The organism is Streptomyces sp. NPDC056479 (assembly GCF_042795335.1).
Lineage (GTDB): Bacteria > Actinomycetota > Actinomycetes > Streptomycetales > Streptomycetaceae > Streptomyces.
This window is the reverse complement of record NZ_JBHTRZ010000002.1, coordinates 473,097-494,134: the sequence shown is the minus strand read 5'-3', so window position 1 is coordinate 494,134 and position 21,038 is coordinate 473,097. Positions and strand designations below refer to the sequence as shown.

Here is a 21,038-nt window from a genome sequence, read left to right as displayed (position 1 = left end):
CGGCCGGTCGTCGTACGCCGTCGAATGCGCCGTACGCAGAACCGCGACGGCCGTTCCGCCACGCCACCGGCGTGAGCCCACGGCCGGACCGGTCCCCGAGCCGGACGGGCCGTACGGCCGTCGGCGCCACGGGTCGTACCGCCGCCCCGCCCTTTGCCCGAATCCACGAGGACACCTGTTCCTGATGCCTGCGCACGAGTCCACGAAGCAGTCCCCCGAGCCGTCCCTCACCACACCGGAGGGTGTGCGGGCCTGGCTGGAGTCGGCCGTCGCCGAGGCGGCCGGGCTCGACCCGCTGACCGTCGACCCGGACCGCCCGATCGCCGAATTCGGTCTGGGATCAAGGCAGTTGGTGACCCTGGCCGCCGAGCTGTCCGCGTCGACCGGCCGGAGCGCGGACCCGTCCCTGGTCTTCAACCACCCGACCATCGCGGCGCTCGCCGAGGCGGTGTTCGCCGACCCGCCCGCGCCCGCGACACCCGAGGTCGCTTCGGTGGGCGACGCTCCGGGGCGGGCCGAGGACGACATCGCGCTCATCTCCATGGCCTGCCGTTTCCCCGGGGGTGTCGACAGCCCCGAGGCTCTGTGGCGGCTGCTCGCCGCCGGCGAGGACGCCATCACCGAGGTGCCGGCGGGCCGTTGGGACACCCAGGGGCTGCACGACCCCGACCCGGAGGCCACCGGGAAGGCCTACTCCCTGCACGGTGGCTACCTCTCCGCGATCGACCGCTTCGACGCGGCCTTCTTCGGGATCTCGCCGCGCGAGGCCGCCGCCATGGACCCCCAGCAACGGCTGCTGTTGCAGACCGGCTGGGAGGCGATCGAACGTGCCGGGATCGTCCCGGAGACGCTGAACGGCAGCTCCACAGGCGTCTACATCGGCCTCTACGACAGCGGCTATCTGGCCTCGGCTGCGCTGGACCAGCTCGACGGGCACGTCGGCACGGGCTCCGCGTCCAGTGTGGCGTCCGGTCGAATCGCCTACACCCTCGGCCTGCAGGGTCCGGCGGTCACCGTCGACACCGCCTGCTCGTCCTCCCTGGTCGCGCTGCACCTGGCGGCGCGGGCCCTGGCGGCCGGTGAGTGCGACCTCGCGCTGGCGGGCGGCGCGACCATGCTGGTGACCCCGCGGGGGCATGTGGAGTTCAGCAGGCTGCGCGGACTGTCGCCGTCCGGGCGGTGCAGTCCCTTCTCCGCGGACGCCGACGGAGTGGTGTGGGCCGAGGGCTGCGGCGTGGTGCTGCTCAAGCGGCTCGCCGACGCGCGCCGGGACGGCGACCGAATCCTCGCGGTCGTCAAGGGTTCGGCGATCAACCAGGACGGCCGCAGCCAGGGCCTGAGCGCCCCCAACGGCCCCGCCCAGGAGCGCGTCCTGCGCGCCGCCCTCGACGCGGCCGGGCTGCGACCGGACGACCTGGACCACATCGAGGCGCACGGCACCGGCACCCCGCTGGGCGACCCCATCGAGGGCCGCGCCCTGACCGCCGTCTTCGGCCCCGACCGTCCCGCCGACCGCCCGCTCGGCGTCGGCTCCCTCAAGTCCAACATCGGCCACACCCAGGCCGCCGCGGGCATCGCCGGCGTCATCAAGACCGTGCTCGCCCTCGCCCACGAACGCATACCGGCGTCCCTGCACGCCGAGACCCCCACCGAGCACATCGACTGGGAGCACGGCGGACTGCGCGTACTGCGCGAGGCCCAGGCCTGGCCCAGGGACCCCGAGCGGGTCCGGCGCGCCGGGGTGAGCGCCTTCGGGATCAGCGGCACCAACGCCCATGTGGTGCTGGAGGAGGCAACGGCAGTGGCCGGTGCCACGCCCGAGGACCAGCCGCAGTCGCCCGGCGACATCCCGGGCGCGACCCTCTTCCCGCTCTCCGCCCGCGCCCTCCCCGCCCTGCGCGCACAGGCCGATCGTCTGCTCCGAACCCTGGAGCGGCAACCTGAGTTGCCGCTCCCCGATGTGGCCGCGACGCTCACCCACCACCGCACCCACTTCGAGCACCGGGCCGTCGTCCAGGCCGGTGACCGCGACGAACTGCTCACCGCCCTGCGCGCACTCACCGAGGACCGGCCGGACCCCGACCTGACCGTCGGCCCCCAGCAGACCCGCCCCGCCGGCAAGGTGGCGTTCGTCTTCCCCGGCCAGGGATCCCAGTGGCCCGGCATGGCACGTGATCTGCTCGCCCGCGACCCGGTGTTCGCCGATGAACTCGACCGCTGCGACGCCGCCCTGCGCCCCTTCACCGACTGGTCGGTGACCTCCGTCCTGCGCGGCGACGCGGGCGCTCCGGGCCTGGACCGTGTCGATGTCGTCCAGCCGGTGCTCTTCGCCGTGATGGTGTCGCTGGCCGCGGTGTGGCGCGCTCGGGGTGTACGGCCGGACGCGGTCGTCGGACACAGCCAGGGCGAGGTCGCCGCGGCATGCGTCGCCGGTGCGCTCAGCCTCAACGACGCTGCGGCCGTGGTCGCCCTGCGCAGCCAGGCCCTGACCGAGCTGTCCGGCACCGGCACCATGGCCGTCGTAGCCCTGCCGCACACCGAGGTCGAGACACAACTCGCCCGGAACGGCGGCGAGATCGGTGTCGCGGCCGTCAACAGCGGTCGCTCGACCGTGGTCGCCGGTGCCGTGGAGGCGGTGGAAGCCCTGCTCGCCGACCTGGACCGGCAGCAGGTCTTCGTCCGCCGCCTCGACGTCGACTACGCCTCCCACAGCACCCAGGTCGAGCGGGTCCGCGCCACGATCCTCGACGAACTCGACGGAGTCACCACCTACCCCGCCTCCGTCGCCTGGTACTCCACGGTCACGACCGAACCGGTCACTGAGGAAGTCCAAGCCGACTACTGGTACACCAACCTGCGCGAACCCGTCCGCTTCGCGCCCACCGTCGAACGCATGGCTGCCGACGGATACCGCCACTTCGTCGAACTCGCCCCGCACCCGTCGCTGCTCACCGCCCTGCGCACCATCGACGAGGACCTGGTCGCCGTCGGATCGCTGCGCCGCGACGAGGACGGCCCCGCCTGTCTGGACCGCGCCGCCGCCGAACTCCACGTCCACGGCCGGCGGATCGACTGGCGCCGCCTGGTCCCGCACACGGATCCGGTGGACCTGCCGACGTACGCCTGGGACGAACAGCGCCACTGGATCGAGCCCGCCGCCTCCGCCACCGCCCCGGGACTCTTCGACCGCGCCGCGCACCCGTTGCTCGGGATCCAGCTCCAGTCGGCCGACGAGACCCGCTGGACCTTCCGCGACGAGTGGTCCCCGGCCACCGCCGACTGGCTGCCCGACCACACCGTCTTCGGCCGGACCGTCGTCTCGGGCACCACCCTGATGGAGCTGTGCCGCGCCGCCCTCGCCGTGGCCCGCCCCGACACCCCCGCCGACATCACCGACCTGCTTCTCCTGACACCCCTCACCCTGCCCGCCACCGGCACGGTCGAGGTGTCCGTGGAGGTGGTCACCGCCGGGGCCGCACCGGAGATCACGGTCCACAGCCGCCCGCGCGGCCAGGAGGCCACGGACTGGACCCTGCACGCCACCGCGTCCGCCGCCCCCACCACCCTGCCGGCCGACGAGCCACCGACGTGGCCCGAGACGGCCGAACCGGCCTGGCGCGAGGACACCTACCAGCGCCTGACGGAGCTCGGCCTCGGCTACGGCCCCGCCTTCCAGGGGGTACGGCAGGCCACCGCGGCCGGCGACGGGACCCTGCTGGCCCGGCTCTCGCTGCCGCCCGCGGCCCGCGACACGGCCGACCCCTACCCGCTGCACCCCGCACTCCTGGACGCCGCACTGCACGTGGCCGCCGCCCTGGACACCTCGGATCAGCGCGTACTGCTGCCCGTCGCGGTGGCCCGCTGCGTCCTGCCGCCCGGCGGAGCGACGGACCTGATCGCGTCCGTGCACCGGACGGACGCCTCCGACACGGACCTCACGCTGGACGTCACCCTGTGGGACGCCGACGGCTTCCCGGCGGGCCGACTGCAGGGCGTACGGCTGCGGGCCGTGAACCCGGCCGACCTGAGCGGCGGGTCGGAGAACGCGCGCCACCTGTACGAGGTGGCCTGGGCCGCCGTACCGGAGGCGCCCGCCGAGACCGGCGGCGCGGCGAACGCCCAGGCGGCCACCTACGACGGCTCCGACACCGTCGTGCGGCTCTGGCCCCGGACGACGGCGGAGACCGAACCGGCCGCCGCGGCCCATGAGTTGGCGGCCACCGCCCTCGCCGAATTGCAGGCGCTGATCGCGCTTCCGCCGGACGAGGCACCCGCACGCACCATCTGGGTGACCCGTGGAGCGGTCGCAGCCGCCGACGGGGACACGGTTCCCGGCCTCGCGCAGTCGGTGCTGTGGGGGCTGGCGCGCAGCGCCCGTGCCGAACACCCCTATCTCGGGCTGACCTTGCTGGACATCGACGGTGACGAGCTGCCGCCGTCGAGTGTGGTGACGCGCGCCGACGAGCCCGAACTCGCCCTGCGGGGCGACGTGTTGTACGCCCCACGCCTCGTGCGGGCCCGCCCCGCCCCGCCGGAGCGGCCCGAGCGGATCCCCACCGACGGGACCGTGCTGATCACCGGAGGACTCGGCGCGGTGGGCCGGCACATCGCCCGCATGCTCGCCGAGAACGGCGTCCCGCGTCTGCTGCTGACGTCCCGTCAAGGGCCCGACGACCCGCGCGTGGCCGACGTCACCGCCGAACTGACCGCACTCGGCGCCGACGTCGAGGTCGTCGCCTGCGACATCGCCGACGCGGCGGCCGTGGCGGACGTACTGGACCGTGTCGGCGACGAGTGGCCCCTGCGCGGCGTGGTGCACTGCGCCGGTGTCCTCGCCGACGGCGTGGTCGCGGAGCTGAGCCCCGAGCGCCTCGGGCAGGTGCTGCGCCCCAAGGCCGACGGCGCCGCCCACCTGCACCGGCTCACCGCCGATCACCCGCTCGACCTCTTCCTGCTGGTCTCCTCCGCCGCGGGAGTCGTCGGCAACGCGGGCCAGGCCAACTACGCGGCCGCCAACGTCTTCCTCGACCAACTCGCCCACCACCGACGCGCTGTGGGCCTGCCAGGCGTCTCGGTGTCGTTCGGCGCCTGGGCGGGGGAGGGGCTCGCCGCCGAGCACGCCGACCTGGACCGGATGGCCCGCCTCGGCCACCGGGCCATGACCGCCGAGCAGGGCCGGGAGCTGACCGAGCTGGCCTTGCGGCGCGGTGCCCCGCACCTGGTCGCCTGGGCACTGGACCTGCCCCGGCTGAGGACCGCCGCACCGACGGACGCGCTGTGGCGCACCCTGCTGCCCGCACCCCGGCCGGACCGGGCCGGCGGCCGCACCCTCGCCGACCGCCTGGCCCGGCTGCCGGAGCCCGAACGCGCCGCCCGTGTCCTCGCTCTGGTCCGCGAGGAGGCCGCCCACGCGCTCGGGCTGCGCTCGGCGGAGTCCGTCCGCACCGACCAGCCGCTGCGCGACCTCGGCATGGACTCGGTGACGGCGGTCGACCTGCGCAACCGCATCAGCACCCGCATCGGCACCAAACTCCCCGCCACGCTGCTCTTCGACCACCCCACGCCGACCCGCCTCGCCGAGTACCTGCTGACCAACGCCCTGGCGACGACGGGGCCTGCGAGTCACGAGGCCGCGCCCGCACCGGCGCCCGCCTCGGACGAGCCGGTGGCCCTCGTCGCCATGGCCTGCCGACTGCCCGGCGGAGTCGCCGACCCCGAGGGGCTGTGGCGCCTCGTCGCGGAGGGCCGGGACGCGGTCGGCCCGTTCCCGGCGGGGCGGTGGGACGTCGAGTCGCTGTACGACCCCGACCCGGACGCCCTCGGCAAGTCCTACGCCCGTGAGGGCGGCTTCCTCGACGACATCGAGACCTTCGACGCGGGCTTCTTCGGGATCACCCCGAGGGAGGCTGCGGCCATGGACCCCCAGCAGCGACTGCTGCTGGAGACGGCCTGGGAGTCGCTCGAGCGAGCCGGAATCGTCCCCGCCGACCTGGCGGGCAGCACGACCGGTGTGTACGTCGGGATGTTCGGCAGCGACTACCTGTCCGGCACCCGGCTCGACCAACTCGACGGCTACGTCGGCACCGGTTCCGCCCTGAGCGTGGCCTCGGGCCGGCTCGCGTACACGCTGGGGCTGAACGGGCCCGCGATGACCGTGGACACGGCCTGCTCGTCGTCGCTCGTGGCCGTGCATCTGGCGGCGCAGGCGCTGCGCGCGGGCGAGTGCGATCTGGCGCTGGCCGGCGGTGTCACGCTGATGGTCACGCCGCAGACCTTCGTCGAGTTCAGCCGGCTGCGGGGGCTGTCCCCGACGGGCCGCTGCCGGTCCTTCTCCGACGCCGCCGACGGTGCCATCTGGGCCGAGGGCGCCGGGATGGTCGTACTGAAGCGACTCGGTGACGCCCGGCGCGACGGCGACCGGATCCTGGCCGTGCTGCGCGGCACCGCGGTCAACCAGGACGGCCGCAGCCAGGGCCTGTCCGCTCCGAACGGCCCCGCCCAGGAACAGGTCATCCGCCGCGCGCTCGCGCAGTCCGGGCTGCGGCCCGAGGACATCGACCACATCGAGGCACACGGCACGGGCACCACGCTGGGCGACCCGATCGAGGCGAACGCCCTCACGGAGGTCTTCGGCGCCTCGCGTGCCGAGGGGCGGCCGCTGTACCTCGGCTCGCTGAAGTCCAACGTCGGGCACACACAGGCCGCTTCGGGTGTGGTCGGCCTGATCAAGGTCGTGCAGTCGCTGCGCCACGCGACCCTGCCCCGCACCCTGCACGCCGACACGCCCAGCCGGCACGTCGACTGGGCGGAAAGCGGGCTGCGGCTGCTGCGGGAGGAGGTCCCCTGGCCCGCGTCGACGGGGCGGGTGCGGCGTGCGGGTGTGAGCGCGTTCGGGATCAGCGGTACCAACGCGCATGTGATCGTGGAGGAGGCCGAGCCCCTCGCGCTCGATCCCGCGGACGAACCTTCCGCGGGCAAGCGCCTGTTCGTGCTTTCCGGGCGTAGCGAGCCGGGCCTGCGTGGGCAGGCGGCCGCGCTGGCACGCCACCTCGCCGAGGACTCCGCCGGGCTGCCGGACATCGCACACACCCTGGCCCGCCACCGCAGCCACTTCGAGCGGCGTACGGCGGTCGTGGCCGAGGACCGGGATGAACTGCGTTCCGTGCTGGGTGAGTTGGCGGCCGGACGCATCTCGCTCCCCCCGCTCCGGGAGGAGCAGACGGGCAAGGTCGCTTTCGTCCACGCCGGTCATGGCGGTCAGTGGCCCGGCATGGGGCTGGACCTGATGGGGGAGTCGGCGGCGTTCCGCGAGGAGCTGACGCGGATCGACGAGGCCGTGCAGCGGCACGTGGGCTGGTCGGTGCTCAACGCGCTGCGGGCGCCGGAGGAGTTCTCCCCGCTGGAGCGCACCGAGTACCTGCAGCCGACGCTGTTCGCGGTGAACGCGGCGCTGACGGCCGCCTGGCGCTCGCTGGGCGTCACCCCGGACGCCATGACCGGGCACAGCCTGGGCGAGATCGCCGCCGCCTACAGCGCGGGAGCGCTCAGCCTGGACGACGCCGTGCAGGTGGTGACCGGGCGTGCCCAGGCCGTCGTACCGGTCGCGGGCAAGGGCGGCATGCTCTCCCTGGACCTGCCGCGCCCCCGGGTCGAAGAACTGCTCGCCCCCTACGCCGGCCGCCTGTTCGTCGCCGCCGTCAACAGCCCGCACTCCACGGCGGTTTCCGGCGACGCCGACACACTGGCCGAACTGCGTCGCAGCCTGGGCGAGCGGGGGATCGAGGCCCGGTCGCTGTCGACGCCGTTCGCCTCGCACACCCCGCTGATGGCCCCCTTGCGCGAAGACCTCCTCGACCGCTTCTCCGGCATCCGGGGCACCCGCACCGGGACCCCGCTGTACTCGACGGTGCTGGCGGAGCCCGTGTCCGGGGAGCGCCTGGACCCTGAGTACTGGTACGCCAACCTCAGCGAGCCGGTCCGCTTCGCGGACACGATCCGGCGCATGTTGGACGACGGCTACCGCTACTTCGTCGAGCTCAGCCCGCACCCCTCCCTCGGCGCGTCCATCGAGGCGGTGGCGGCCGATGCCGGAATCGACGCGGTCGGCATCGGCTCGCTGCGCCGCCGCAACGGCGGGCGGGACGTACTGCTCGGCAGGCTGGGGGAGTTGTACACGGCCGGCCACACGCCCGACTGGACGCCGCTGTTCCCGGCGGACCGCCGCGTCGACCTGCCGACCTACGCCTTCGCCCGCGAACGCCACTGGCTCGCCCCCGCACCCGCCACCGCGACGGGTGCCTCACCGCTCCTGGCCACACACGTGGAGGCCAGCGACGAAGCCGACCGGCACCTCTTCCAGAGCGAGGTGGACCTGCGCGACAGCCGCTTCGCCTATCTGACCGACCACCGCGTCACCGGCGAGGTGTGGCTCCCCGGCTCCGCCTTCCTCGACATGGCGCTGGAGGCCGCGTACGCCGTCGAGGGCGCCGCCGACGCACGACTCGCCGACGTGCGGTTCCTCCAGCCGCTGCGTCTCGACGAGTCCCGGGCGACCCGGCTGCAACTGGTCCTGCACCCCGCCGACGGCGGCTTCCGCGACTTCACCGTCTCCTCGGCTCCCACGGCACGCGGACAGCGCGCAAGCTGGGAACGCCACGTCGCAGGCCGCATCGCCGTCACCCCGGCCGAACCCATGGCCGACCCGGGCGAGCCGCTCGCCGCGCTGCGGGAACGATGCACCGAGCAGGTCGACCTGCCGGCCGTCTACGGCGGTCTCGCCGCCCTCGGCATCGAATACGGCCCCGCCTTCCGAGGCCTCGAGTCGGGCCACCGCACCCGGTCGGCCGGCCTCGCCCGACTGGCCGACACACCCGCCGCCGGTCATCTGCTCCACCCGGCCGTCCTCGACGCCGCCTTCCACACCGCCGCACTGCCCGGCGACGCACCCCAGGGCAGGGCGTTCGTGCCCGCCGGGGTCCGACGCCTGCGCCACACCGGGCTGCGCACCACACCCGCGTGGGTCACCTGCGAGCTGCGGTCCGTCTCCGGCGACACCGCGACACTGGACCTCCGCCTGTACGACGAGAACGACCAACTGGTGCTGGAGGCCGAGGAGTTCGAGCTGGCCGCGCTCTCTCCGCTGGACGGAGCGCTCTTCGAGACCCGCTGGCAGCCCCGCCCGAACGCCGACGAGCCGCCCGCGAAGGGCAGTTGGCTGATCCTGGCCGACGAGTCGGGTGTGGCCGCCGGACTCGTCGAGCGGCTCGGTGACTCGACGCCGCATGTGATCGCCCGCAGGGGCGAGACGTTCGCCGTCGAGGGGCCGGGCCGCTACGTCCTCGACCCGGCCGACCCGGGGCATCTCGCCCGCCTCCTCGACGAGGCCTTCGCGAGTGAAGCGCCCGGTCGAGTCGTCCAGTTGTCCGCCCTTGACGCGCCCGCGATCGAGGACGACCGCACGGCCGAGCAGGCGGCCCGGCTGTGCTGTCTGAGCACCCTGCACCTGGTCCGCACACTCGCCGACCGCGTCCAAGGCTCGACGCCGCGCCTCTTCGTCGTCGCCCGGGGCAGCCAGGCGGCCGGTGAGAGCGAGCAGGTGACGCATCCCGAGCAGGCGCTCGCCTGGGGCTTCGGCCTCACCGTGGCGCAGGAGTACCCGGAGCTCAGGACCACCCTCGTCGACCTCCCGTCGACGGACGGCGCCGACGCTCTGTGGGCCCAGCTGCGGCACGCCGACGACGAACGGCTCGTCGCGCTGCGCGGTGCCGGACGACTGGTGCCCCGGCTGACCCGCACCCGCCCCGACGAAGGCGGCCACGGCACGATCACTCCCGACGGCGTCCACGTGATCACCGGTGGTCTGGGTGGCCTCGGGCGTGTCGTCGCCGAGCGGCTCGTCCGCCGTGGCGCCCGCCGGCTGGCCCTGATGAGCCGTAGCGCGCCCACCGAGGACGCCCTGGGCTGGATCCGGCTGCTGCAAGAGCAGGGCGTGACCGTGCACCTGGCCCGCGCGGACGTCGCCGACCGCGACGGCCTGACGGCCGCCTTGGACGCCGTACGCCACGCACTCGGGCCGATCACCGGGGTCGTGCACGCGGCCGGTGTCCTGGACGACGCCGCGATCGCCAACCTGACCGACGAGCGCGTCCTGCGCGTCCTCGCCCCCAAGGTCCTGGGTACCGCCCTGCTCACCGAACTCACCCCGGACACGGCTGACTTGGTGCTGTTCGCGTCGGCGGCCGGTCTGCTCGGCTCGGCCGGACAGAGCCCCTACTCCGCGGCGAACGCCTTCCTCGACGCCTGGGCCCACCACCTCTCCCGTTCGGACCGTCGGGCGCTGAGCCTGGACTGGGGGGCCTGGTCGGGCGTCGGCATGGTGGCCGAGTCCGGCACCCGCGAGACGGAGACGGCCCGCTCGGGCCTGGTCGCCTTCTCCGCACAGGACGGCGGTGAGCTCTTCGAGCGGGTGCTGACCACGGCCCGCCGCCAGCTCGCGCCGCTGGCCCTGGACTGGGAGATGCTGGCCCTCGATCCCGAGGCCGCCCGCACCCGCCCGATCCTGGCCGACCTGGTCACCCTCCCCACCGGGACACCCGGCACGGACGACCTCGTCAAGAAGGTGTTCGCGGCGACCGACGACACCGAGCGGGGCGCCCGGCTGGAGGCCTATGTGCGCGCCAGGGTCGGCGAGGTCTCCGGCGGCTCGGTCCAGGTGTCCGCGACCACGGCCCTGAAGGAGCTCGGCCTCGACTCCCTGATGCTCGTGCGGCTGCGCAACGCCTTCGCCCGCGAACTCGGCGTCGGACTCCCCGCCGCCACCGTCTTCTCCGCCGCCGACATCCGGGGCCTCGCCCAGGCCCTCGGCGAGGCCCTGCCCGAACGGGAGGCAGCGGCGCAGAAGGAGCCGCAGCACACGACCGAGGTTCCGGCCGTCGAGCCGCACCCCGCGACCCGTGACGTCGTACGCCTCCTGCGCAGCGCGCGACCCGGCATGCCGGAAGCGGCCCACGCCGTGGGTCTGGCGGTGCGCCTCACCACAGCGACCACCCGTGAGGCGCTCACCGGCATCCTCGCCCGCCTCACCGCACGGCACGCGGCCCTGCGCACCGCCGTCGTCACCGCCGCCGAGGGCGGACGGCACCTGCGGGTGGATCGCGAACTGCCGCAGCCGCTCCTGCGGTGGACGGTCGTGCCGGCGGACACCGCCCTCGACCCGGCCGACCGGCTGCGCGCACTCCTGGAGCCGGCGTTCGACCTCGCGCTCGCACCCCTGTGGCGATTCGAGCTGCTCGATGCCGGCGAGCGCGGCCAGATCCTGGTGTACGGCGCCCACCACGCCGTCAGCGATCTCCAGTCGCTGCTGCTGGTCGCGGGCGAGATCGACGCGGAACGGTCCGGCGCCCCGCTGGGCGACACCGTCACCAACCGCGACATTCACCTGCTGATCGAGGCCCAGCGCACCGATGAGCAGACGAACAGCCGGGCCGATGCGTCCGATTGGCGTGCCGCGTTCCAGGGTGCAGCGCGCCTCGACCTGACCCTGAGCCGACCGCGCCCGGGGACCCGCTCGTACCGCGCCGGCAGTGTCACCGTGCCGATCCCCGACGGGCTGAAGGACCGGATCTCGGCCGCCGCGAGCCGCCTGGCCGTGACGCCCGCCGCGTTCTGCCTCGGCACTCTGACCGTCCTGCTGGCCAGAAAGCGGGAGCGTGAACGTTTCGTCCTCGCGGTGCCGGTGGACACCCGCATCCACGCCGACGCCTACGACGCGGTGGGCTTCTTCGGTGTGCCGGTGCCCTTCCCCGCCGAGGCGAACGCGGGAGAGCGGATCGAGGAGGTGCTGCGCCGCACCGACGGGCGTCTGGAGAGGGTGCTCGCCAAGGGCGCCATGTTCTCCGACGTGCTGCCGGTGCTGGCCGAGCAGGGGCTGTACCGGGCGAACGCGCCGCTGGTGGAGGTGTACTTCAACTACGTGCGCGCCGCCGGCCGGTTGAGCGGGCTCGAGGTGCTGCCGGCGGGGACCGGTTACTCCGACCTCGACCTGATGATCACGATGACGCCGGACGCGGGGCGGGTCCGCCTCGACCACAATCTCGACATCCTGGACGCGGCGACGGTCACCGAGCTGGCGGAGGACCTGCTGCGGCTGCTCGCGGAGACGGCCGAGGAGCCGACGAGCCCCGTGCGGGCGACGAAGGAGGTCCCCGAACAGGCCGCGGCCGCCCCGCCCCGCACGCTGGCCCTCGCCGCCACCTTCGCCCTCGGCAACCTCCCTGCGATGTGCGAAACGGCCCTCGGCGAGGCGGTGCGCGACGGCAGCGCCACGACCGTCGCGGAAGCCCCGTACCACCATGTGCTGGCCGGTCTGCGCGACCCGTCCGGAGTCTTCGCCGACCCGGCCACGACGGCGGGCGTCGTCCTGCTGCGGGCGACCGACCTGCAACGCTTCGGCCCCGTCGACGACACGCTCCTGGCCGAACTGCGCACCGCCTACCCGGACGCCCTGCGCACGGTCGCCGAGCGCACCGGCAAGCCGTTGATCGTCGGCATCCTGCCCTCCGCACAGCCCGAGGACCGCCTCCGCCGGTGGGAGCGGCAGATCACCGCCGACCTGGCCGAGGTGCCCGGCATCGCCGTCCTCGGTCCCGACGACTGGACCCGCCACCACCCCGTCGGGGAACCCTTCGACGAGCGCACCGACCGCCTGGCCCATCTGCCGTTCACCCCGGAGTTCCAGGCGGCCGTGGCCCTGAGCCTCGCCGAGGTCTTCAGGGCGGTACGACGCCCGGCGCCGAAGGTGATCGCGGTCGACGGCGACGAGACCCTGTGGAGCGGCGTGGCCGGCGAGGTCGGCCCGGAGGCCGTGGATCTGACCGGCCCGCGAGCCCTGCTGGCGCGCCGGCTGCTGCAGTGGCGCTCGGGGGGCGCGCTGCTGGTGCTGGTCAGCAACAACGACGAGGACACCGTCCGCGCCGTACTGGACCGCCCGGACAGCCTGTTGAAGGCGGAGCACTTCAGCGTGCTCTCCGCGGAGTGGGGCCCCAAGCCGGTCCGTCTGTCCGAGGCGGCGCGCACGCTCAACCTCGGGCTGGACAGCTTCCTGTTCCTCGACGACAACCCGGCCGAGATCGCGAAGGTGCGCGCCGCGCTGCCGCAGGTGCTGTCGGTGACCTGCCCGACGGCGGCCGAACTGCCGGCGTTCCTGGGGCGGTTGTGGCCGCTGGTCCCCGCGGCGGCGACGGCCGAGGACGCGCTGCGGGCACGGTTCTACGAGCAGGAGCGGGAGCGGGACGCCGTCCGGGAACAGGCGGGCTTCGAGGAGTTCCTGGAGCAGCTGGACCTGGAGGTCGACGTCCTGGCCCTGTCCGAGGCCGATGTGCCGCGGGCGGAGCAACTCGTGCGCCGCACCAACCAGTTCACCCTCCATGCCCGCTCCGCCGACGGCGGCGACGTCGCCCGGTGGCGCGAGCACGGCGAGGTGTGGACGGCGACGGCCCGGGACCGCTTCGGTGACTACGGCCAGATCGGCCTCCTCGCCCTGCGCCACGAGGGCGACCGACTCGACGTCCTGGCCTGGTCGATGAGCTGCCGCGCACTCGGCCGGGGCGTCGAGGAACGGCTGCTGCAGTGGCTCGCCCACCGCGCCGAGGAACTGCACTGCGCCAAGGTCCGCCTGACGGCGGAACGCACGGCGCGCAACACCCCCGCCCGCCGTCTGCTGGCGGCACTGGGCGGCGGCGACCAGGACGACGAACGGATCGAGATGGTCGTCACGCCGGAGCACCTGAGGACATTCCGCTCCTGGCGGCGCCCATGACGGGACGGGGACGTGCGGACGGCAACGAGGAAAGGGCAGGGCAACACCGTGAAGGGCTCTCATGCGTGAGGTGAACGAGAACATGTCGGCAGCCGCCGGCCGGCGGGCGACGGAGGAGGCGATCGAGCGGGGCGGAGTCGGTCTGACGGTGTCCGACCTGCTGGCCAAGGTGCAGGGGGCGGCCGAGCCGTCCCTGCGGCCGGATGACGGGGTCCCTTCGACGCCCCACCGGACCGCTCCGGGCACGGTCCCGCCGGTCGGTCCACGTGATATCGACGAACTCGCCACCGCCGTCGCGGCCGTGGCGGGCCGTTACGTCCCGGCGGGACAACTGGCGCCCGACGTCGACTTCTTCGACGCCGGGGGCACCTCCGTGAACGCGGTCGAGCTCCTCTCGGCGCTGGAGGACGAGCTGGGCATGTCGCTCGATCTCGACGAGGTGTTCGCCGACGCCAGGCCGATCGCCCTGGCCAGGCGCCGCCGGGAGAGCACGGGAGCCGTGATCGCCGTACCGGACACGGCAGATGCTGTGCCGCGGACGTCGATTCAGCCGCCGCCGTCGGCCGTCGCCCCGCCGCCCCTCACCGCCCCGTCGGACGCGGCGGCCCGCCCCGAGGACCTCACCCAGATCCTCGCCGACCTGTCCCTCGCCGACCGCCTCCCCTTCGTCGCCTCGCCCGACCCCCTCCCGCCGCGCCGCGTGCTGCTGACCGGAGCCACCGGCTTCCTCGGCAGCCATATGCTCCTGGACCTGCTGCGGCACAGCGACGCCCACGTCCACTGCCTGGTCCGTGCCGCCGGCGAGGCGGCGGCCGAGGCCCGGCTCGGCGAGGCGCTCAAGAGCTATGGGCTGCCCTGGTCGTCGGAGGTCCGCCGCCGCATCTCCGTGCTCCCCGGCGACATCCGCCACCCCCGTCTGGGCCTGTCGGACGAGGTCTGGAACACCCTCGCCCACGAACTGGACAGTGTCGTCTCGGTCGCGGCCGCCGTGGACTTCCTACGCGGCTATCAGTCGTTGCGCACCAGCAACGTCCTCGGTGCCCTCACCCTCGCCGAACTCGCCGCGACCGGCCGTCCCAAGCCCCTGCACCACATCTCCTCCGTCGCCGTCTTCAACGAGGTCGGCATCCCCTCCATGGGCGAGGACGACCCACTCGCCCACATCGACCGGCTCATCGCCGGATACGACCAGACCAAGTGGGCCGCGGAAGTCGCCCTGCGCCGCGCCCGCGACCACGGGCTCGTGGTCACCGCCCTGCGGCCGGGCGGCATCGGCGGCCACACCAGGACCGGCGCCTACAACCCGCAGGACCTCAGCAGCGGCCTCATCTCGGCCTTCGGCCGCTTCCGCACCGTCCCCGCCTTCCGCTACCTCAACGCCGCCCCGGTCGACTGGGTCAGCCGTGTCGCGGTCGCCGCCGTCTGCGAACCCGACGCCTGGGGCTTCGACTACAACCTCACCGGCGAGCCCAACACCCTCGACGACGTCGTACGGGACATGGCACTCGGCGGCATGCACGTCCGCGTACAGGACTGGGACGAGTGGCGCACCGACGCCGTGGCCCGCCTGGAGGCCGACCCGGTCCCCGAACTGGCCTTCCTCACCCGTGTGTTGCAGAGCCCCACCGCCCTGAAGCTGTGCGAGGCGACCCTCAAGGGCCCGGCGGCCACGGCCGACCGCACCACCGCACTGGTCGAGGCCCTCGGACTGCCGCCCGCCGCCCGTTACGACGCCCGGGCCCAGCTGAAGACCTTCGAGCGTCTCGCCGACGACGGTCTGGCCCGCCTGCCGCACAAGGACGACCAGCCCTACCTGTGGTTCACCGAAACCACCAAGGGCGGCGTCGGTCCCGTCGGAGCCACCCCCGACACCCCGTGCTCGATGTCCCTCACCCTCTCCATCGCGGGCATGCACCAGCTGGTGACGGACCGTCGGGTCGACGTCCGCGGCGAGGTCGCCTGCACGGCCGTCCACCCCGAGCCGCTCATCGTCGAGCGCGGCGACATCTGGATCCGCCCCGAGGAAGGCATCCCGCAGCAGCATGGGCTTCGTCACCAACTCCTGCGCTACCGACTGGAGTTGACGGACGCCGACGGTGGCCGCTGGTGGCTGGAGGGCCACAAGTACGCCCGCGCCCGCCGCGACGTCTGGCGCCAGACACGCGCCCTCGCCGTGGAACTCGGCCGCGAGGGCGAACCGGCGAGGCTCGCGGGCGAGGTCGTGGTCCCCGCGGATTCCTACGTACGCGACCAGATCGACGGCATCAAGGTCGACCCGCGCCTGACCAGCCAGGAGAAGCGCGCCGCCAAGCTGACCTGGCTCGCCTGGTTCGGCCTGGAGATGGGCCGCGGACTGCTCGGCCCGTTCGCCCGCGCCGCCGCGGACCTGCTCGACCTGCGCCGTACCCAGACCCCCACGGAGCACCGCCGATGATCTTCCGCGCGACCAGCCCCAGGACCACCAGGCCCGCCCTGCGCAGGGTCAGGACCACCACGGCCCTGCGCCCTCTCCACCACCGCCTCGACCCGGCGAGGGTCGAGGAGATCCCGTTCCACGCGAGTGACGGCGTGCGCCTCGGCCTCACCCGCATCGGCCCCGGCGACCAGGACCGCCCCGCCGTGCTGCTCCTGCACGGGCACACCGCCTCGGCCGACATGTTCCTGCTGCCCGAGACCCGCAATCTGGTCGACGTCCTCCTGGACGAGGGCTACGAACCCTGGCTGCTCGACTGGCGGGGCAGCTGCCGGCTGCCGTACAACGAGACGGGCCGCCGCTACACCTACGACGACGTCGCCCTCTACGACATCCCCGAGGCCGTCGCCCACATCCGCAGCCGCATCGGCGACCGCCCCCTGTTCGTGGTCGCCCACTGCATCGGCTCACTCACCCTGTCCCTGAGCATGACGGCGGGCCTGGTGCCCGGCCTCGCGGGCGTCGTGTCCCAGGGCGTCTTCCTCACTCCCAAGCTCGCCGGCCGCACCTCCCTGCGCATGTCCCTCGCCGGGGAACTGCTGAAGTCCCGTATCGACCACATCCCCGTCGACTTCCGCAAGGTCGGCCTGTGGTCGAAGTACACCCCGCTGTTCGCCCTGGCCTCCCGCAAGGCGAGCTGCCCGGACCCCACCTGCCAGATCCTGCACCACTCGGCCTGGGGGACCGGTGCCTCCCTCTTCGTCCACGAGCACCTGAGCGAGACCACCCACAACCGGCTCGCCGAACTCCTCGGCCCCGCTCCCTTGTGGATCCTGCCGCACCTGCGCCGCATCGAACTGGCCCGCACCGTCGTCCGCTGGCACGACACCGACCACCGCTACCGGGCCCTGCCGCAGAACGCCCTGGACGCGGCGGCCCGTATCGACGCCCCCGTCCTGCTCCTGGCCGGCAGCGAGAACGGGCTGTGGCTCGACTCCCAGCGGCTCTGCCGCGACGTCCTCGCCCACCGCCAGCCACAACTGGACGTGACGTACACCGAGATCCCCGGCTACGGCCACCTGGACACGTTCCTCGGCAGGGGAGCGGCCCTCGACGTGTTCGGTCACATCCTCGATTTCCTGGGCGAACTCCGGTGACGGCAGCCGGGACGGACGGATACCGTACCGGTCAGTAACCGGTAACGCACTCCAGGAGGCCACCCATGCCGCAGCTCGAAGTCGACGCCGCGAGGCTGACGTACGACGACGAGGGCCCCCGCGACGGCGAGGGTGTGCCCCTGGTGTTCGTCCACGGCTGGACGGCGGACCGGCACCGCTGGGACCACCAGATGGCCCACTTCGCGAAGCAGCGGCGCGTCGTCCGGCTCGACCTGCGCGGACACGGCGAGAGCACCGGGGCGGGAGTGCGCACGATCGACGCCCTGGCCAAGGACGTCCTCGCCCTGCTCGATCACCTGGAGATCGAGCGGTTCGCGATCGTCGGCCACTCGATGGGCGGCATGATCGCCCAGACCATCGCCCTGGGCCACCCGGAGCGCGTCGAGCGCATGGTGCTCGTGAACTCCATCGGCAAGATGGCCTACAACCGGGGCCGTGCCCTGCTGATGGCGGCCTCGACCCTCGTCCCCTTCAAGCTGTTCGTCGCCACCAACATCCAGCGCGCCTTCGCCCCCGGGTATCCGCGTGAGGAGATCCGCGAGTACGTCCGCGCCTCGGCCGGCACGCCCCGGGAAGTCGTCATGACGCTCTACGGAGCCATGCGCGCCTTCGACGTCCTGGACAAGGTCGCCGAGATACGGACGCCCACGCTGATGGTGCACGGCTACCACGACATCCAGCTGCCCCTGTCCCAGATGCTGCGGATGGCCAAGGCCTACCCGGACGCAGTGGTCCGCGTCGTGGACGCCGGCCATGAACTGCCCGTGGAGAAGCCCGCCGAGCTGACGACGGCGCTCGACCGGTTCCTCACCGACCACACGTAGCCACTCCGCACCTCGTTCGGGCCTCGGCCGTCCCTGAGTCTTATTTAAGCCTTGCCTTATATAAGCGAGTGCTGGCATAGTGAGATCCGTGCACGCCTTCGATGTGCTGGGTGATCCGGTGCGACGCCGGATATTGGAGCTGCTCGCCTCCGGCGAGCAGGCGTCGGGCGACATCAGCGCCGTGATCCAGGAGGAGTTCGGAATCTCCCAACCCGCCGTCTCACAGCACCTGCGGGTGCTGCGCGAGAGCGGCTTCGCGTCGGTCCGGGCGGAGGGCACACGGCGGCTGTACGCCGTCGACGCCGCGCCGCTGCGCGAGGTGGACGCATGGCTGGAGAGATTCCGCGGTTTCTGGGAGCAGCGCCTTGACGCCCTCGGAACGGAACTCGCGCGAGGCAAGCGCGAACGCAGACTGAGAAAGGGAGCGAACGAGGATGAGTGAGATCGTCGACGAGCTGAACCGCCTGCACCGGCAGGTCGGTGTCCGCCAGGTCGAGGCCGGCGAGGCCCGTACGGTGCTGATGCGGCGCACCTACGACGCCGAGGTCGCCGACGTGTGGGACGCGGTGACCTCGCCCGAGCGCATCGGCCGCTGGTTCCTGCCGGTGAGCGGGGAGTTCAAGGTGGGCGGGCGGTACCAGCTGGAGGGCCAGGCGGGCGGCGAGATCCTGCACTGCGAGGAGCCGACCCGGCTGCGGGTGAGCTGGCTGTACGGTCCCGATCCGGGGTTCAGTGAGGTCGAGCTGCGACTCACGCCGGAGGGCGGGGAGCGCACGGTGCTGGAACTGGAGCACGTGGCCGTGGTGCCGCCCGACTTCTGGGGCCGGTTCGGACCGGGAGCGGTGGGTGTCGGCTGGGACATGGCGCTCATGAGCCTCGGTCTGCACCTCGCCGGCGGCGGGATGACCAAGGAGGAGGGCGAGGCCTGGCAGGTCTCGGACGAGGGGAAGGCGTACGCGACGCGGTCGGGCGAGCTGTGGGGAGAGGCCTATGCCGCTTCGGGCGCCGAAGGGGAGGTCGTGGCGGCCACGACGGCGGCGACGATCGCGTTCTACACCGGGGCCGAGTCATAGGTCCGCTATCCCGGAACGGTCGTAGAGGGGGTCGAAACTTTCGGCCCCCTCTGGTGTTAGTGATGCTGCTTGCGCTTTCTTCAGCCAACTCGGACGGGTGGATGTGAAGCCTGTTGACGGCTTCGAGTGGTGCTCCTAGGGTCTGCCGCGAAATTCGGAACGAAGTCCGAAAGTTTCGAACTCGAGAAGCCTGTCCACTCACCCGAAGAAGGGACGAGATGGTGACCCGCACATCCATCGACCCACCTCCCAGGCGCCGGACCCGACGCTCCCGTACCCGCACCGCAGTGGCCCTCGGTATGGCCGGCCTGCTCGCCACGGCCGGCGTCACCGCCCTCGCGGGCACCGCCCAAGCAGCGAGCACCCTCGGCGCGGCGGCCGCCGAGAAGGGCCGCTACTTCGGTGCCGCGGTCGCCGCGAACCACCTGGGCGAAGCCGCCTACGTCTCGACGCTCAACACCGAGTTCAACTCGGTGACGCCGGAGAACGAGATGAAGTGGGACGCCACCGAGCGCACCCGTGGCACCTTCACCTTCGGTTCCGCCGACCAGGTCGTGAACCATGCCCAGAGCCGGGGCATGAAGGTCCGCGGGCACACCCTGGTCTGGCACTCCCAGTTACCGAGCTGGGTCGCAGGACTGGGCACCGCCGACCTCAGATCGGCGATGAACAACCACATCACCCAGGTCATGCAGCACTACAAGGGCAAGATCCACTCCTGGGACGTCGTGAACGAGGCCTTCCAGGACGGCAGCAGCGGCGCGCGACGCAGCTCGCCCTTCCAGGACAAGCTCGGCAACGGCTTCATCGAGGAGGCGTTCCGCACCGCCCGCGCGGCGGACCCGGCCGCCAAGCTCTGCTACAACGACTACAACACCGACGGCGTCAACGCGAAGAGCAATGCCGTCTACAACCTGGTCAGGGACTTCAAGTCCCGTGGTGTGCCGATCGACTGCGTCGGCTTCCAGTCCCACTTCAACAGCGCCTCACCGGTCCCCTCCGACTACCAGGCGAACCTCCAACGCTTCGCCGACCTCGGCGTCGACGTGCAGATCACCGAGCTGGACATCGAGGGCTCGGGCACCGCGCAGGCCAACAGCTACGGCAGCGTGGTGCGGGCCTGTCTGGCCGTTCCGCGCTGCACCGGCATCACCGTCTGGGGCGTCACCGACAAGTACTCCTGGCGCGCGAGCGGAACGCCCCTGCTGTTCGACGGCAACTACAGCAAGAAGGCCGCCTACAACTCGGTGCTGACCGCGCTCGGCGGCTCTTCCTCCGGCGGCGGCACACCGGGCGCCGCCTGCACGGCGACCTACAGCAAGGCCGAGGACTGGAGCGACCGCTTCAACGGCAAGGTCACCGTCACCGCGGGCAGTTCGGCCATCAGTGACTGGACCGTGGGCGTCACGGTGACGTCTCCGCAGAAGGTCTCCGCGACCTGGAACGGCACGCCCTCCTGGGACGGCAGCGGCAACGTCATGACGATGAGGCCGAACGGCAACGGCACTCTGGCCGCCGGAGCGTCCACCAGCTTCGGCTTCACGGTCATGAAGAACGGCAACAGCGCGGCCCCGGCGATCGGTTCCTGCACGGCGCCCTGACCGGCTCCGGCCGGTGGGGGGGGGGGGGGGGGGGCCCCCCCCCCCCCACACCCACACCCCCCCCCCCCCCCCCTTTCCCCGCCCCCTTTTTTTTTCTTTCTCCCACCACCCCCCCCCCCCCCCCTTCTTTTTC

At 72.9% G+C, this 21,038-nt stretch carries 7 protein-coding genes; all 7 read left to right on the top strand.

Annotation, left to right across the window (positions count from 1 at the left end; genetic code table 11):
- Window positions 1–184: 184 nt before the first annotated feature.
- Window positions 185–13,816 carry an SDR family NAD(P)-dependent oxidoreductase gene (locus ACFQ6S_RS08455; protein WP_383405110.1) on the top strand — a complete coding sequence of 4,544 codons (13,632 nt, stop codon included), beginning with the start codon at window positions 185–187 and terminating at the stop codon, window positions 13,814–13,816.
- Between the two features lie 61 nt (window positions 13,817–13,877).
- Window positions 13,878–16,250 carry a thioester reductase domain-containing protein gene (locus tag ACFQ6S_RS08450; protein ID WP_383405108.1) on the top strand — a complete coding sequence of 791 codons (2,373 nt, stop codon included), beginning with the start codon at window positions 13,878–13,880 and terminating at the stop codon, window positions 16,248–16,250.
- A complete protein-coding gene (locus ACFQ6S_RS08445) occupies window positions 16,247–17,386 on the top strand; it encodes an alpha/beta hydrolase (protein ID WP_383405106.1) in 1,140 nt (379 codons plus the stop codon). Before ACFQ6S_RS08450 ends, ACFQ6S_RS08445 begins: the two co-directional genes overlap by 4 nt.
- Window positions 17,387–17,451: 65 nt before the next feature.
- On the top strand, window positions 17,452–18,231 hold the full coding sequence (locus ACFQ6S_RS08440) for an alpha/beta fold hydrolase (RefSeq protein ID WP_383405105.1): 780 nt from the start codon (window positions 17,452–17,454) through the stop codon (window positions 18,229–18,231).
- Window positions 18,232–18,310: 79 nt separating this feature from the next.
- Window positions 18,311–18,673 (top strand): ArsR/SmtB family transcription factor, encoded by a 363-nt coding sequence (locus ACFQ6S_RS08435; protein WP_383405104.1) that lies wholly within the window; start codon window positions 18,311–18,313, stop codon window positions 18,671–18,673.
- Window positions 18,666–19,304, top strand: coding sequence for an SRPBCC family protein (locus ACFQ6S_RS08430; RefSeq protein ID WP_383405102.1), 639 nt, complete (start codon window positions 18,666–18,668; stop codon window positions 19,302–19,304). The genes ACFQ6S_RS08435 and ACFQ6S_RS08430 overlap by 8 nt, the downstream gene beginning before the upstream one ends.
- A 218-nt stretch (window positions 19,305–19,522) precedes the next feature.
- Window positions 19,523–20,905: an endo-1,4-beta-xylanase gene (locus tag ACFQ6S_RS08425; protein ID WP_383405100.1), complete on the top strand. Its 1,383-nt coding sequence runs from the start codon at window positions 19,523–19,525 to the stop codon at window positions 20,903–20,905.
- Window positions 20,906–21,038: the final 133 nt, after the last annotated feature.